The organism is Mesorhizobium sp. BR1-1-2, from assembly GCF_020165435.1.
In the GTDB taxonomy this organism is placed as follows: domain Bacteria; phylum Pseudomonadota; class Alphaproteobacteria; order Rhizobiales; family Rhizobiaceae; genus Mesorhizobium.
This window is the reverse complement of sequence record NZ_JAIUID010000005.1, coordinates 544,303-558,704: the sequence shown is the minus strand read 5'-3', so window position 1 is coordinate 558,704 and position 14,402 is coordinate 544,303. Positions and strand designations below refer to the sequence as shown.

16 protein-coding genes are annotated in these 14,402 nt (G+C 61.9%); 2 read left to right on the top strand and 14 right to left on the bottom strand.

The window, feature by feature from the left end:
- Positions 1-111 precede the first annotated feature (111 nt).
- The 11 genes from LB551_RS15170 to rpoZ form a co-directional block, all read right to left on the bottom strand.
- Positions 112-1,248, bottom strand: a complete 1,137-nt coding sequence (locus tag LB551_RS15170; RefSeq protein WP_224659686.1) for a porin — start codon at positions 1,246-1,248, stop codon at positions 112-114.
- A 583-nt stretch (positions 1,249-1,831) separates the two neighbouring features.
- On the bottom strand, positions 1,832-2,722 hold the full coding sequence (locus tag LB551_RS15165) for an aminoglycoside phosphotransferase family protein (RefSeq protein WP_224659685.1): 891 nt from the start codon (positions 2,720-2,722) through the stop codon (positions 1,832-1,834).
- A 5-nt stretch (positions 2,723-2,727) separates the two neighbouring features.
- Positions 2,728-3,660 (bottom strand): GTPase Era, encoded by a 933-nt coding sequence (era, locus tag LB551_RS15160; RefSeq protein ID WP_224622919.1) that lies wholly within the window; start codon positions 3,658-3,660, stop codon positions 2,728-2,730.
- A complete protein-coding gene (gene rnc / locus LB551_RS15155; protein ID WP_224659684.1) occupies positions 3,657-4,382 on the bottom strand; it encodes a ribonuclease III in 726 nt (241 codons plus the stop codon). The genes era and rnc overlap by 4 nt, the downstream gene beginning before the upstream one ends.
- A 4-nt stretch (positions 4,383-4,386) precedes the next feature.
- Entirely contained in the window at positions 4,387-5,136 is a 750-nt protein-coding gene (lepB, locus tag LB551_RS15150; RefSeq protein WP_140517805.1) for a signal peptidase I, read from the bottom strand.
- A gap of 77 nt (positions 5,137-5,213) precedes the next feature.
- A complete protein-coding gene (acpS, locus tag LB551_RS15145; protein WP_140494597.1) occupies positions 5,214-5,627 on the bottom strand; it encodes a holo-ACP synthase in 414 nt (137 codons plus the stop codon).
- Positions 5,624-6,223 carry a DUF2062 domain-containing protein gene (locus LB551_RS15140; protein ID WP_140549343.1) on the bottom strand — a complete coding sequence of 200 codons (600 nt, stop codon included), beginning with the start codon at positions 6,221-6,223 and terminating at the stop codon, positions 5,624-5,626. The genes acpS and LB551_RS15140 overlap by 4 nt, the downstream gene beginning before the upstream one ends.
- Before the next feature lie 381 nt (positions 6,224-6,604).
- On the bottom strand, positions 6,605-6,985 hold the full coding sequence (locus LB551_RS15135; protein ID WP_224659683.1) for a VOC family protein: 381 nt from the start codon (positions 6,983-6,985) through the stop codon (positions 6,605-6,607).
- A gap of 8 nt (positions 6,986-6,993) precedes the next feature.
- Positions 6,994-7,572 (bottom strand): orotate phosphoribosyltransferase, encoded by a 579-nt coding sequence (gene pyrE / locus LB551_RS15130; RefSeq protein WP_224659682.1) that lies wholly within the window; start codon positions 7,570-7,572, stop codon positions 6,994-6,996.
- Positions 7,573-7,599: 27 nt separating this feature from the next.
- Entirely contained in the window at positions 7,600-9,828 is a 2,229-nt protein-coding gene (locus LB551_RS15125; RefSeq protein WP_140549345.1) for a RelA/SpoT family protein, read from the bottom strand.
- 211 nt (positions 9,829-10,039) lie between these two features.
- Positions 10,040-10,441 (bottom strand): DNA-directed RNA polymerase subunit omega, encoded by a 402-nt coding sequence (rpoZ, locus tag LB551_RS15120; RefSeq protein WP_140494610.1) that lies wholly within the window; start codon positions 10,439-10,441, stop codon positions 10,040-10,042.
- A gap of 334 nt (positions 10,442-10,775) precedes the next feature.
- Here rpoZ and LB551_RS15115 point away from each other — a divergent pair, with 334 nt between their 5' ends.
- Positions 10,776-11,357, top strand: a complete 582-nt coding sequence (locus LB551_RS15115) for an NYN domain-containing protein (RefSeq protein WP_140494612.1) — start codon at positions 10,776-10,778, stop codon at positions 11,355-11,357.
- A gap of 11 nt (positions 11,358-11,368) precedes the next feature.
- Positions 11,369-12,031: a uracil-DNA glycosylase gene (locus LB551_RS15110; protein WP_224659681.1), complete on the top strand. Its 663-nt coding sequence runs from the start codon at positions 11,369-11,371 to the stop codon at positions 12,029-12,031.
- Positions 12,032-12,043: 12 nt separating this feature from the next.
- On the opposite strand, the gene LB551_RS15105 is transcribed toward LB551_RS15110, so the two are convergent.
- From LB551_RS15105 to dapA, 3 genes are all read right to left on the bottom strand, one after another.
- Positions 12,044-12,754, bottom strand: a complete 711-nt coding sequence (locus LB551_RS15105) for a GH25 family lysozyme (RefSeq protein WP_224659725.1) — start codon at positions 12,752-12,754, stop codon at positions 12,044-12,046.
- A gap of 82 nt (positions 12,755-12,836) precedes the next feature.
- A complete protein-coding gene (gene smpB, locus LB551_RS15100) occupies positions 12,837-13,316 on the bottom strand; it encodes an SsrA-binding protein SmpB (protein ID WP_140549347.1) in 480 nt (159 codons plus the stop codon).
- A 25-nt stretch (positions 13,317-13,341) separates the two neighbouring features.
- Positions 13,342-14,223 (bottom strand): 4-hydroxy-tetrahydrodipicolinate synthase, encoded by an 882-nt coding sequence (gene dapA, locus LB551_RS15095; protein ID WP_224659724.1) that lies wholly within the window; start codon positions 14,221-14,223, stop codon positions 13,342-13,344.
- Positions 14,224-14,402: the final 179 nt, after the last annotated feature.

Genomic DNA, 14,402 nt, shown 5'->3' with positions numbered 1-14,402 from the left:
GGGTGGCGAAATCAAGGTACGGGCTTGGTGCCTGGGCTGGCTCTCGCAAGGGTGCATAAAAACCCGCCCGCAGCATAGCTGCGGGCGGGTCTGGTGGGGTCAGTCGATCCGTTAGAACGAGCGCTGGAAGCGGAGGATGCCGCCGACGCTGCTCTTCTTGTCGGCCTTGGTCCAGTTGTTGAAGTCGGCGTCGTCGAATTTTCCTGCATTGAGGTAATCGACTTCAGCCGTGATCGTGTAACCGGGCACAATCGTGTATGCGACGTTGGCAGCGACGCCGAGGTTCTTCCAGTCGTCATAGGAGATCTGGGCGTTGAACGAGGTCTTGTCGTTGAACTTGTAGGTGCCGCCACCCCAGACCGCCCAGTTTCCGCCCCACGGCTTGTATTGGGTGCGGCCCGTGCCGAAGTCATTGATGTTGTCGTTGGTGCCGTAGCCGCCCATGACGAACAGCGTCAGTTCCTTGCCGACGTTGACGTCCAAGCGAACCTTGCCGGCCACTTCCTCGTAATTGCTGTCATAGGCGACGACGCCGGTGACCGCACCCCAGTCGCCCTTGTACTTCAAGCCGCCGACGACATGCGGAACATAGCTGTCGATCGTGTTGACGCCGGTACCTTCTTCGAGCGAGACCACGGCCGAGAAGCCGCTGCCAGCGTCGAAATAGTACTGCACGACGTTGGTATCCTTGATACCGTACGGGATGATCGTGTCCTGGATGACGTTACCGGCATAGCCGATAAACGAATCGTATGCCGTTTCATCCTTACCGACGCGCAGGCCGCCGAGCTGAATCCAGGCGAAGTTGAGGGTGGTCGCCTTGTTGCCGGCCTGCCAGCCAGTGCCGCCAGTCTCATAGTCGCCGCTGCTGTTGCCAAATTGAAAGCGAGTCTCGGTGTAGGTCTTCAACGTACCGAGCTCGGTTTCCTGGCCGGTCCAGGTCTTCAGCGCGAAGCGCATGTTCTTGTAGTAGGTGTCGTGGCTATCGCCGTCCATGTGATCGGCAACGTTGTTGACGCCATCCAGCGTGCCGCTGTCGCCGACGCCTATGTCATAGCGGAGATAGCCGCCGATGCGCAGGCAGGTCTCGGTGCCGGGGATATAGAAGTAGCCGGCGCCGTAGACGTCGCAGATCCTGACGTATTCAGCGGGTTCCGGCTCGGCGACGACGACAGCGTCGGCGGCGCGAGCGCCGGAGACCGCGATCAGTGCCGCGGCTGAGCCGAGAAGAAGGCTCTTGATGTTCATTTTCTGACCTCTCCAGTCAAAGTTAAAAATGGCTTCGGATTTTGGTTGGCGGATATATTTCCCGCCTCACCCATAACGAAAAAGGCCCGCACCGCGCCCCCTTTTCGCGGCGAACATACCCATCAATCTTCCGCCTTCAATGACAATTCCACAAACATTCCGGATTGATGACATAGATTAAATCCGTGTTGCAAAAATAACACTAGCCAATTCACTTCAAACTACGGAACCATACAAATGGAACATTGTCATATTTCCGTAATAATTCCTTGTATGTTTCCAAATTCATGATGATGTTCTACGAATGCCGATTGTTTGAGAAATTTCGCGTAAATAAAACCACTCCCGTGGTCGTTTCTACCTAACCATTCCCCAGCCACGTGAAACCGAAGCCGATCCCCTCGAAGGGATCTTTTCAGCGGGTCACGGGCACGCAGGGACGGACCACGGGCCATGATGGGAAGATCAACCCGACGTCAGCGGACTCGTCTGCAAGAATCCGCGCTGGCCAACTGAGAAGTCGACCTACGCGGAGCCTCGGCGTCCCTGGTCGATAGCCGCCAGCCAACGGTTTTGGTCATTATTACCGGCGCTTGTGGTCGGCCAGCACCGCTTCGATCACGCGCCAGGATTTTTCGATCTCGGCCGAGTTGACGTCTATCTCGCCGGCGGCGGTGATCAGCGCCTTCCACAGTGCCCAGCCGCGGCCGCGTGCCCAGGTCGCGTCGTCAACGCCGAGGCCAGCGCGGAACACTTCACGGCTTTGCCCCTCGAACAACGTCCAGGCAATCGCCAGATCGCATGAGGGGTCGCCGACGCCGGAGGTGCCGAAGTCAATCACCGCGCTTAGCCTGCCGTGTTCAACCAGAAGATTGCCCCAGCTGATATCGCCGTGGAACCAGACGGGCGGGCCTTGCCAAGGGGCGGCAAGAGCCGTTTCCCAGACAGCGCTGGCCGCGCCGGCATCGATACGGGTGTCGAGCGCCGCGATCGCTTGTCTCGTTTCGCCGTCATAGACGCTCAGCGGACCGCCGCGAAAGAAATTGTGTTGGCCCGGCCCCGGTGCGCCAACCGGGTCGATCCGCTTCAGCGCAACCAGAAAGCCGGCCAGGTCCGCCGCGAATTCCGCCAGGTTGGCGATACGCTCCCGCTTTGCAGTCTCACCTTCGATCCATCTGTAGACGGACCAATGCCACGGATAGCCTTCGGCCGGGGCTCCCATCGCCAGCGGTATAGGGATGGGCAGCGGCAACAGCGGCGCCAGCCTCGGCAGCCAGCGATGTTCCTTCTCCACTTGCAGGGAATAGGCGGCGGCACTGGGCAACCGAACGGTCATCTCGTCGCCGAGACGAAAGCTTCTGTTGTCCCATCCGCCAGGTTCAATCGGCCGAACCGCGAGATGCCTCCAGCGAGGAAACTGCGCCGCGATCAACCGGCTGACCAAAGCTGCATCGATATTCGACTTGCTATCCATCCATCCTAGTGCGGGAACTCGAGCCCCATCTCGCGGTAGCGTTCGGGATCGTCGCCCCAGTTCTCGCGCACCTTGACGAACAGGAACAGATGCACCTTTTGCTCGAGGATGCCGGCGATTTCCATACGCGCCGCCTGGCCGATGGCGCGGATGGTCTCGCCCTTGTGGCCGAGCACGATCTTCTTCTGGCTATCGCGTTCGACATAGATGACCTGCTCGATGCGCACCGAGCCGTCCTTCTTCTCTTCCCATTTCTCGGTTTCGATATGCGAGGAGTAGGGCAGTTCCTGATGCAGCCTGAGGTAAAGCTTCTCGCGAGTGATCTCGGCAGCGAGCTGGCGCATCGGCAGGTCGGAGATCTGGTCTTCCGGATAATACCAGGGCCCCACCGGGAGCGCCTCGGCAAGGTAATCGAGAAGGTCCTTGCAGCCCGAGCCGGTCAGCGCCGAAACCATGAAGGTGCGCTTGAACGGCACTCTTTCGTTCGCCGCCGCAGCCAGCGCCAACAACACTTCCGGCTTGACGCGGTCGACCTTGTTGAGGATCAGCGCCATCGGCTGGCGCACATCCTTCAGGCGTTCGAGGATGGCGTCGGCATCGCCCCTTATGCCGCGCTCCGCATCGATCAGGAGCAGCACGATATCGGCATCCTTGGCGCCGCCCCAGGCTGTCGTCACCATTGCCGTGTCGAGACGCCGCTTCGGCTTGAAGATGCCCGGCGTATCGACGAAGACGATCTGCGCGTTGTCGTGCGTGGCGATGCCTCTGACGATGGCGCGCGTCGTCTGCACCTTGTGGGTCACGATCGACACCTTGGCGCCGACAAGCTGGTTGACCAGCGTCGACTTGCCGGCATTGGGCGCACCGATCAGCGCTACGAAGCCGGAATGCGTAACGGCAGCAGGCGCGGCCGGAACCGTGTCTTCCGTGGCTGTCATGCCGCGTCTCCCTGATCGATCCAGACACCTTCACGAATCAGAAGGGCGGCGGCGGCGGCCTGCTCGGCCTCGCGTTTGGAGCGGCCGCTGCCGACAGCCGGCTGAAACCCACCAACCATGACGCTGACGGTGAACAGCGGATCGTGATCCGGCCCCTCGCGGCTTTCGATGCGGTAGACGGGCACGGCGCTTGCCGCCTGATGCGCCCATTCCTGCAACTCGGTCTTGGCGTCGCGTCGGCCGGCGCCCGACGCCTGCGAGCGCGGCTGCCAATATTTGTGGATGAAAGCGCGCGCCGCTTCCAGGCCGCCGTCGAGGTAGAGCACGGCGATCAGTGATTCCAGCGCGTCGGCGCGCAGATTGACGCGCTTGCGTCCCTCGAGCCCTTGAACGTCGGATCCGGCGCGGATCAGCTCCGGCAAACCAATGTGCTCGGCGATCTCCGACAGCGCCTCGGCATTGACCAGCGCGTTGAACCGCAGCGACAATTCGCCTTCCGCCGCATCGGGAAACGCGGCCAGCAGCATATCGGCCACAACCAGGCCGAGAACCCGGTCGCCCAGGAACTCAAAGCGCTCATAGTCGGTGCCGGCATTGGCGCCGCGGGCGCTGGCATGGGTCAAGGCACGCTGCAGGCGCCGGCGGTCGGCAAAGGCATGGCCCGTGCGCTCCACCAGCGCTTCGGCGAGCGCGTCGGCGGTCAGCCGTCTTGTCGCCGCCATGACCCTAATTAACGAAGTGGAAGAGGCGCGAAGCACGCATAAGCGACGGCCACTTCCAGATTTCGAGCGGGCTCGCCTTGCCAGCGATCGAGAAGAAAACAAGGTTGGCCCGGCCAACCAGGTTTTCGGCCGGAACGTAGCCGACGGAGAAGCGGCTGTCGGCGGAGTTGTCCCTGTTATCGCCCATCATGAAATAGTGACCTGGCGGAACATCGAACTCGCGCGTGTTGTCGCCGATCGAGTTCGGCGACAGATCCAGCGTGTCGTAGCTGACGCCGTTGGGCAGCGTCTCACGATAGACATCGATCGGGTAATCCTTTTCCGTGATGTCGGGATTGTCGATCTGTCCAGTCTTTACGCGCGGCACGCCGACGCCGTTGATGAACAACTGGCCGTCCTTCACCTGGATCTTGTCGCCGGGCAGGCCGACCACACGTTTGATGTAGTCGACGGACGGGTCCGGCGGGAACTTGAACACCACCACGTCGCCACGCTTCGGCTCGGAGCCCCAGATGCGGCCCGAGAAGATGTCCGGGCCGAAGGGAAGCGAATAACGGGAATAGCCGTAGGACCATTTGGTGACGAAGAGATAGTCGCCCTCGAGCAGCGTCGGCCGCATCGAGCCCGACGGGATCGAGAAGGGTTGGAACAAGAGCGTGCGAATGACCAAGGCAAGCAAAAGCGCCTGGACGATGACGCTGACGGTTTCGCCAAGCCCGCCGGATTTCTTCTGGGGTTTTTCAGCCACGCTCATGTCGTCCTCGATTGTGCGTTGGATGGTATAGAGTCTCGGCGCGCGCTGGGCAACGTCATGCCGGTGGTCAGATGCAATCAATGTGGCGCTTGTTCGACGGGCAACGCTTCGATGATCACAAAGGCTTGAGCAAGCGGAAAATCATCCGTGATGGTGAGATGGATCATCGCCCGATGGCCCTTTGGCAGAATCGCGTTCAGCCGCGCCTCGGCGCCACCGGTCAGTGCCATGGTGGGCGCGCCGCTCGGAAGATTGACGACACCCATGTCGCGCCAGAACACGCCCTGCGCCAGGCCGGTGCCCAGTGCCTTGGCGCAGGCCTCCTTTGCGGCGAAGCGCTTGGCGTAGGAGGCCGCCCGCGCCCGACGATTTTCGGAGCGGGCCTGCTCGACCTCGGTGTAGATTCTCTGAATGAAGCGCTGGCCATGGCGCTCCAAGGACTTTTCAATGCGTCTGATATCGATCAAGTCGCTGCCGATGCCGATGATCATCGCGCAGTGGAACCGATGCTGGCGTTTGGGTTAGACGCTTGCTCATGGCGGGCCGCGCGCTCCGCCAGCCGTTTGCGCCGCTGCTCGCGAAAGGCGTTCATGCCCCAGCGCGTGATGGCGTAGAACAGAACCCCAAAGGCCAGTCCGAGCGGTATCGCACCGATCAGCATCGGCTTCAGCACGGGGGCCCACAATTGCGCGAAGGAAAGGTTGTGCAGCATCTCGCCCAGGTGCGCGGGCGGGCCGTGCGCCGGCAGGCGGTTGTGCAGGATCAGCTTGCCGGTCTCCCAGGAGGCGCCCCACAGCAGCGGGAACGTCAGCGGATTGCCGAAGAATACGGCGCCAAGTGCGGCCGCCACCAGATTGCCGGCGATGAGCCAGCACAGCACCGCGGCAATGGCGAAATGGAAGCCCACCGGAAAGAACGAAGCAAAGACGCCAGCGGCGACGCCGGCCGCCACCGCATGCGGCGTGGCCTTCAGCCGCAGGATGCGCTTGGAGAAGTACTGCAGCGAGCGCGAAAACGACCGGCGCGGCCATAGATAGGTACGCACCCGCTCCAAGAGGCCATCAGGCTCGCGGCGTCGAAAAAGCACTCTATTCCAATTCCTGATCTACCAATACCCGCCGTCCTGCCACCCCAAGCCGGGTCACAGCAACTTATCTTGCGCTTCCGGGGCGCAGAAAGGCAACAACGACTTTGATATAGCGACAGGCTGGCTTCGGAACAACGAAACGCTGCCGCGATGGTCTGCCGCAGGGGGTAACAAGATCGCCATTGAGGCGAAACTGAGGAAAAGAAGGATGGCCGGCATGACCACCATTCGGCCAGCGCGCGACGACGAGGCGAAAGAGTTGCCCTATATCGAGCAATCCGCCGGGCTGGCGTTTCGTTCCATACCGGACCTCGCCTGGACGGCATGCCGGCGAGCCGGCGCTGCGCAATGCTGCTCGATCTCGCGCGGATTTAACGGCGGCTATTCCAGATATTCACTGACCTCGACCAGATTGTCGTCGGGATCGCGGAAATAGATCGACATCATGCGGCCGCGAGCGCCGCTGCGCTCGACGGGGCCGACTTCCACGGCAACGCCATTGGCGTCGAGGCTGGCGCGTATATCCGCCAGCGGCGTTGCGGCGACGAGACAAAAATCGCCGGAGCCGGGCGTCGGCGCCTTTGCCTTGGGTTCGAAGGTGCGCCCGATCTCATGCAGGTTGATCTTCTGGTTTCCAAACAACAGCGCAGTGGGCCGTTCCGGTTCGTCGAGGCGCTTCAATCCCAGTACGCGCTGGTAGAAGGCGCAGCTTGCCTCGACCGAACGCACAGTCAGTACGAAATGATCGATGCCGGCGATCATGCCGCGCCTCAGATATTGCGGCTGCCCGGCTTGATCGCCGGTATGGCGGCAAGTTCCGGCGGCAGCCGATCGGCCGGATAGGCCGGCACCTCGTACTCGGCCAGCGCGATCAGCGGCACGCCGACATCGGTCTTGCCCGCCGAGCGGTCGATGATGCAGGCCGCCGCTGTGACCTCGGCGCCAAGTTCGCGCAGGCAGTCGACGGTCTCGCGGATAGACAATCCAGTGGTGACGATGTCCTCGACAATGACGACACGCGCGCCACGCGCGATCTCGAAGCGGCGCAGCCGGAACTCGCCCCCTTCCCGCTCGACCCAGATCGCCGGCACGCCAAGATGGCGCGAAGTCTCGTAGGCCGGGATAAGCCCTCCGATGGCCGGACCGACGACATAGTCGATTTTGCCCGGCACGGCGGCGCGGATCTTTTCGGCCAGCGCCTTGCACAGCCGCTCGGTCTTATCGGCATGCATGAACACGCGCGCCTTCTGCAGGAACACCGGACTGCGCAGACCCGACGTCAGGATGAAATGCCCCTCCAGGACAGCACCAGCCTGGCGAAAAATATCCAGCACTTCGTCCGTATTCATCTGTCTATCCCGTGTAGATCAGCCGAGTCAGCCATTGACACGCCGTGCATCGCTGACGCTCGAATTGTCCTTGAGCTGCGACAGCAGCCGGTTGAGATGCTTCAGATCCCAGACTTCGAGATCGATCAGCATTTCGGTGAAATCGGGCGCGGTGCGCACCATTGACAGCGTATGGATGTTGGCATCGTTCGAGGCAACGACCTGGGCGATGTCGGCGAGCGATCCCGGTGCATTGATGGCGGTGACGGAAACACGAGCCGGAAAGCGTTCCTTGGTGCGCTCGTCGATGTCCCAGCGCACGTCAATCCAGCGCTCGGGCTGGTCGTCGAAAGCCTGCAGCGCCGGCGACTGGATCGGATAGATGGTGATGCCGGTGCCCGGCTGCACGATGCCGACGATGCGGTCGCCAGGCACCGCCCCTTCCGGCGCGAAACGCACCGGCAGGTCGCCACGCACGCCACGGATCGGCACCGCGCCGTCGCGCGGCTGGTCCTTGTCCTTGCGCGCGGCACGGCCCGGGATCTGGAACAGCATGCCGGCGGCGTTGCGAATCTTCGACCAACCTTCCTCGCGCTGCTTGGGCGCCGCCGGCGTGACGCGCTCGTCCTTGTAATCTGGGAAGACGGCTTTCATGACATCGGTGGACGCCAATTCGCCGCGGCCGACGGATGCCAGCACGTCCTCGATATCCTTGCGCGCCAGCCGGTGCAGGACGGGCTTCAGGCTCTCCTTGGTGAAATTCTTGCCGGCCCGCTCGAAAGCCCGTTCGAGAATGCGCGCGCCGAGACCCGAATACTGCTTGCGGATGGCGTTCTTGGTGGCGCGGCGAATGGCGGCGCGCGCCTTGCCGGTGACGACGACGGATTCCCACGCGGCCGGCGGCACCTGTGCCTTGGAGCGGATAATCTCCACCTCGTCGCCATTCTTCAGCTCCGTCATCAGCGGCATGATGCGGCCGTTGACCTTGGCGCCGACGCAGGTGTCGCCGACATCGGTGTGCACTGCATAGGCGAAGTCGATGGGCGTGGCACCTTTCGGCAGCGCGATCAGCATGCCCTTGGGGGTGAAGCAGAACACCTGGTCCTGGAACAGTTCCAGCTTGGTGTTCTCGAGAAAGTCCTCGGGATTGTCGCCCTCGGCGAGCTGCTCGATCGTGCGCCTCAGCCACGCATAGGCGTTGGTTTCCTTCGAGATCGAATGGGCCGCACCGTTCGCCTTGCCGCCGGTGTCCTTGTAGATCGAATGGGCGGCGACGCCATATTCGGCGATCTTGTTCATCTCGCGGGTGCGGATCTGAAGCTCGACGCGCTGGCGCGACGGCCCGACGATGGTGGTGTGGATCGACCGGTAATCGTTCTGCTTCGGCGTCGAGATGTAGTCCTTGAAACGGCCGGGCACCATCGACCAGGCGGTGTGGATGGCGCCAAGCGCGCGATAGCAGTCCTCGACATTGTCGACGACGACGCGGAAGCCGAAAATGTCGGACAATTGCTCGAAGGAGAGCGCCTTGGCCTCCATCTTGCGGAACACCGACCACGGCTTCTTCTGCCGGCTTTTGACGCTGGCCTTGATCGCGTGCTTCTCGAACAGCGCCGACAGCGCTTTCTCGATCTCGGACAGCACACCCTTGTTGCGCTCGAAAATCTCGGCGAGCCTGGCGGTGACGGCGCGATAGGCTTCCGGATTGATGTAGCGGAAGGCGATCTCTTCCAGTTCCTCGCGCATGCCCTGCATGCCCATGCGCCCGGCCAGCGGCGCATAGATATCCATCGTCTCCTCGGCGATGCGCAGGCGCTTGGCTTCCGGCACATGGTCGAGGGTGCGCATATTGTGCAAGCGGTCGGCGAGCTTGACCAGAAGCACGCGCACGTCTTCCGAGATCGCCAGCAGAAGCTTGCGCAGATTCTCGGCCTGCTCGGCCTTCTTGGAGACGAGGTCGAGCTTCTTCAGCTTGGTCAGGCCCTCGACCAGCTTGCCCATCTCGGGCCCGAACAGTTCGTCGATCTCGGCCCTGGTCGCCGTGGTGTCCTCGATCGTGTCATGCAGCAGGGCGACGGCGATCGTCGCCTCGTCCATGTGCATCTCGGTGAGGATGGCGGCGACTTCGAGCGGATGCGAGAAATAGGGGTCACCGGAAGCGCGCTTCTGGTGGCCATGCTTCTGCATGGCATAGACATAGGCCTTGTTGAGCAACGCCTCGTTGACGTCAGGCTTGTAGCGCTGGACGCGCTCGACAAGCTCATACTGACGCATCATGGGCGGAATCTCTCGGCGATGAAATGAATCATGCGCCGCACTGCCGCACGGCGCATGTCCGGCACCAACTGTCGCAAATACCAGATTCACGCATTATGCCAAGCGCGGCCAAAACTGCATCTGGTATTTGCGACAGTTGGTACTAGATAGCCACGAAACTGCCGGGACGGAAGTACCGGAAGGTTGTTCCAGGCGCCTCCGCAAAGCAGTCTTAGTAGTCGTCGCTCTTTTCCGGCGGCACCAGGCCTTCGATGCCGGCCAGCAGGTCTTCCTCGGTCATGCGATCGAAGGCGATGTTGTCCTCGGCATCATCGGTATCGGCGGCCGTGACGGCTGCGCCGGTCTGATCGGCGATCGCCTCGCCATCGGCTTCGGGCTCGTCGACCTCGACATGCTTCTGCAGCGAATGGATCAGGTCTTCCTTGAGGTCATCGGGCGACAGTGTCTCGTCGGCGATCTCGCGCAGTGCGATGACCGGGTTCTTGTCATTATCGCGCGGGACGGTGATCTGCGCGCCCTGGCTGATCTGACGAGCACGGTGGCCGGCCAGAAGCACCAGCTCGAAGCGGTTGTCGACCTTGTCGATGCAATCTTCAACGGTTACGCGGGCCATGGATTTGCCCCTTTCATGCCTGGATTTAATGGAAAACAGGCGCGGTCAATAACCCGAACGCCGCCGAAATACAAGCATTATGGAATGCCGGGGCCGGAGAACGGACGATCCGTCATTGCTTTGCCGGATTTCCCCCGAAACCGGTTTCAGTCGAGGTCCGGTGCGCCCGGTACCAAGCCGGCGATCACAATTGCTTGCAGTGCGGCAACGCACCCTTGGATTGCCACAAAACTGGCGTTATTTCGAAAAGCGTAAGGTCAGCCGGTTTATTGCGAGCCCTACTGATAGTCGCATTTCGTTTTGACGGCCGCTTATTTCGAAAAGGAATTTTTCCATGTTCGACCCCCGTGAAAAGATCGCCCTGTTCATCGACGGCGCCAATCTCTACGCCACGTCGCGCGCGCTCGGTTTCGACATCGATTATCGCAAGCTCCTGTCGAGCTTCCAGAAACGCGGCTACCTGCTGCGCGCCTACTATTACACCGCCCTGGTCGAGGATCAGGAATATTCCTCGATCCGGCCGCTGATCGACTGGCTCGACTATAACGGCTTCAAGGTCGTGACCAAGCCGGCCAAGGAATTCACCGACTCGACCGGCCGCCGCAAGATCAAGGGCAACATGGACATCGAATTGACCGTCGATGCGCTGGAACTGGCCGATGTCGTCGACCACTATGTCATCTTCTCCGGGGACGGCGATTTCCGCACGCTGGTCGAGGCGCTGCAACGGCGCGGGCGCAAGGTGTCGATCGTCTCGACCATGGCCTCGCAGCCGCCGATGATATCCGACGATCTGCGCCGCCAGGCCGATCATTTCATTGACTTGATGACGTTGAAGAACGAGGTGGGCCGCGATCCCTCCGAAAGGCCGGTGCGCCGACCCGAACCGGCCGAGACGGAAGAGGACGAGTACTGAGGACGGCGGCGTTGGCCGCACGTCTCGCTGCCTCCCCGGAACCCGATCGCGACTGCCCGCTCTGCCCGCGGCTGCATGGCTTCATTGCCGAGTGGCGGCAACGCGAGCCATCGTGGTTCAACGCCCCGGTTCCGACCTTCTTGCCGCCCGAAGGCGGCGGTTCGGTTCGGCTGCTGATCGTCGGGCTTGCGCCCGGCCTGCGCGGAGCGAACCGCACGGGCCGGCCTTTCACGGGCGACTATGCCGGCGACCTGCTCTACGGCACGTTAATCGCGCACGGCTTGGCGCGCGGCGAATTCAAGGCGCGGCCTGACGATGGGTTGGAACTCGTTGGAACGGCAATCACCAACGCCGTCCGCTGCGTGCCGCCCGAGAACAAGCCTGTGGGCGCCGAGATCGCCACCTGCCGGACCTTCCTTGTGCCGACGATCGCACGGTTTCCCAATTTGCGCGCCGTGCTGGCACTTGGTTCGATCGCGCACCAGTCGACCGTGCGCGCACTGGGCCAGCGCGTCGCCGCCTATCCCTTCAAGCATGGCGGACGGCAGGAGGCCGGCGGCATCACGCTGTTTTCCAGCTATCACTGCTCGCGCTACAACACCAACACCGGGGTCCTGACCGAAGCGATGTTCGTCAACGTTTTCAGCGAGATCGCGGCGTTCCTCGACTTGTAGTCTGGAATTGCCTTACAATACCGGTGCGAACAATGCGGCCAGCGTCTCCTGGCCGCCTTGCAAAACGTTCAGGTCGACGTCACCGACGATGCCCTCGACGCGGCCCCTGTTGTGGTACTGCCAGTAGACCCAATCGTCGCGACCCGGCTCGACCAGCAGTGAGCGAAGCCAGAGCGGGCGGGCGGCGATCTGCCCGGCATAGGCCGTTGCTGCATCGTCCGTCATATAGATGATAGCCTTCTTGCCAAAGGCGGCTTCAACGGGACCGAGGAAGGCCTGGAGTTCGGCGTCGAGGTGTTCGGGCGAAGGACGCTGCGGGCAATTGCCGCCGAACTCGATGTCGACAACCGGCGGCAGCAAAGGCTGGTCGTGCGGCACCACGGCGATAAAATTCTTCGCCTGGTCGGCGCCCGGCCGGCAGAAGGTGAAAAAGTGATAGGCGCCGACAGCGAGCCCAGCAGCACGAGCCTCGCGCAGATTGGTGGCGAAGGCATCGTCGACATGATCGCCGCCCTCGGTCGCCTTGATGACCGCAAAGGCGACGTCGGCGGCTGCAACGCGCCGCCAGTCGATCCGGCCCTGATGATGCGAAACGTCGATGCCCCTGACAGGATATTTGCCGCGATCTGGAGAAAACGCATGGAAATAGAAGAAGCCGCCAGCGACAATGAGGATTGCAAAAACCAAGCTGACCGATCCCCAGAGGATGATCCGGTTCTTCAAGACTGTCCCCTCCGGCATTTCTGGCTCCTTGGCTCGAGCCTGAAGCCAAACACTCGTCCGCTTGGCTACCGCCTGATGGTTGTCACCCGCGCTCCTTCAAGAGCCTGCCCTTCTCACGTGACCAGTCGCGCTGCTTTTCCGTCTCCCGCTTGTCGTGCAGCTTCTTGCCGCGACCGACGGCGAGCAGCAGCTTGGCCCGGCCCTGGTCGTTGAAATAGATCTTCAGCGGCACCAAGGTCATGCCTTCGCGGTCGACGCTCTGCGACAGCCTGGCCATCTCGCGCTTGTTGAGCAGCAGTTTGCGGCGCCGGCGCGGCTCGTGGTTGAAGCGGTTGGCCTGCAGATATTCCGGGAGGTAGGAGTTGATCAGCCAGATCTCGCCGCCCTCGACCGAGGCGTAGCTATCCTGGATGTTGGCCTGGCCCTGGCGCAGCGACTTGACCTCGGTGCCGGTCAGCACCAGACCGGCCTCGACCGTGTCGAGCACCTCATAGGAAAACCGCGCCTTGCGGTTTTCCGCAACGGTCTTGTTGTTGGGATCGGCTTTTCTGACTTGATTCATAATGCGGAGAGGTGGCGCCTCATCCCTAATTAATCAAGCCGGCGTGCTTCATCGCCGCGTCGATCTTTTCGGCAGTCGATTGTTCGACCGTGACCAGCGGCGAACGCAGCACGTTCTCGACCTTGCCGAGCTTCGAAAGCGCATATTTGGCGCCGGACACGCCGGGCTCGATAAAGATCGCCTTGTGCAGCGGCAGCAAGCGATCCTGCAATTCCAGCGCCTTGGCGCTGTCGCCGGACAGCGTCGCCTCCTGGAATTCGGCACAAAGCCGCGGCGCGACGTTGGCCGTCACCGAGATACAGCCGACACCGCCATGCGCGTTGAAGCCGAGCGCGGATGCATCTTCGCCGGAAAGCTGGATGAAATCCTTGCCGCAGGTCATACGCTGCTCGGAAACCCGTTCGACCTTGCCGGTCGCGTCCTTGACGCCGACGATATTCTTGAAGTCGTGCGCCAGTCGGCCCATCGTCTCCGGCATCATGTCGATGACCGACCGCGGCGGGATGTTGTAGATGATGATCGGCAGCTTGGTTGCCTTGGCGACGGCGGCGAAGTGCTCATAGAGACCGCGCTGCGTCGGCTTGTTGTAATAGGGAGTGACGACAAGTGCAGCGTCGGCGCCTGCCTGTTCGGCATACTGGACCAGGCCGATCGCTTCCGCGGTGTTGTTGGAGCCAGCGCCGGCGACGACCGGAGCGCGGCCCCTGGCTGCCTCGATGCAGACCTTGACCACCTGACGATGCTCGTCATGCGACAGCGTCGGTGACTCGCCGGTGGTGCCAACGGGAACAAGGCCTGTCGTGCCCTCCGCAAGTTGCCAGTCGACAAAGGCGCGAAAGGCTTTCTCGTCGAAACGCCCGCTCTTTTCGAACGGTGTCACGAGCGCGGTCAGCGAGCCTCTCAGCATGTCGTCCAACTCCTTGGGACTTCTTTGTTCACGCATATCGTTATCCCAAAACCGGTAGCCACTTTTGGGCGATATGCATGGGTTTTCGTTTCTGGTCTTAATGTCGCGCCTTCTAGCCGAAAGCGAGGCGGCGCACCATAGTCTCGACATGGTTGCGCGGCAAGCATTGCCATGCTGCC

Excerpts from the sequence above, each read along its gene's own strand:
- LB551_RS15170 (WP_224659686.1), bottom strand. The coding sequence starts at position 1,248 with ATGAACATCAAGAGCCTTCTTCTCGGCTCAGCCGCGGCACTGATCGCG.
- LB551_RS15165 (WP_224659685.1), bottom strand. The coding sequence starts at position 2,722 with ATGGATAGCAAGTCGAATATCGATGCAGCTTTGGTCAGCCGGTTGATC.
- era (WP_224622919.1), bottom strand. The coding sequence starts at position 3,660 with ATGACAGCCACGGAAGACACGGTTCCGGCCGCGCCTGCTGCCGTTACG.
- rnc (WP_224659684.1), bottom strand. The coding sequence starts at position 4,382 with ATGGCGGCGACAAGACGGCTGACCGCCGACGCGCTCGCCGAAGCGCTG.
- lepB (WP_140517805.1), bottom strand. The coding sequence starts at position 5,136 with ATGAGCGTGGCTGAAAAACCCCAGAAGAAATCCGGCGGGCTTGGCGAA.
- acpS (WP_140494597.1), bottom strand. The coding sequence starts at position 5,627 with ATGATCATCGGCATCGGCAGCGACTTGATCGATATCAGACGCATTGAA.
- LB551_RS15135 (WP_224659683.1), bottom strand. The coding sequence starts at position 6,985 with ATGATCGCCGGCATCGATCATTTCGTACTGACTGTGCGTTCGGTCGAG.
- pyrE (WP_224659682.1), bottom strand. The coding sequence starts at position 7,572 with ATGAATACGGACGAAGTGCTGGATATTTTTCGCCAGGCTGGTGCTGTC.
- LB551_RS15125 (WP_140549345.1), bottom strand. The coding sequence starts at position 9,828 with ATGATGCGTCAGTATGAGCTTGTCGAGCGCGTCCAGCGCTACAAGCCT.
- rpoZ (WP_140494610.1), bottom strand. The coding sequence starts at position 10,441 with ATGGCCCGCGTAACCGTTGAAGATTGCATCGACAAGGTCGACAACCGC.
- LB551_RS15115 (WP_140494612.1), top strand. The coding sequence starts at position 10,776 with ATGTTCGACCCCCGTGAAAAGATCGCCCTGTTCATCGACGGCGCCAAT.
- smpB (WP_140549347.1), bottom strand. The coding sequence starts at position 13,316 with ATGAATCAAGTCAGAAAAGCCGATCCCAACAACAAGACCGTTGCGGAA.
- dapA (WP_224659724.1), bottom strand. The coding sequence starts at position 14,223 with ATGCTGAGAGGCTCGCTGACCGCGCTCGTGACACCGTTCGAAAAGAGC.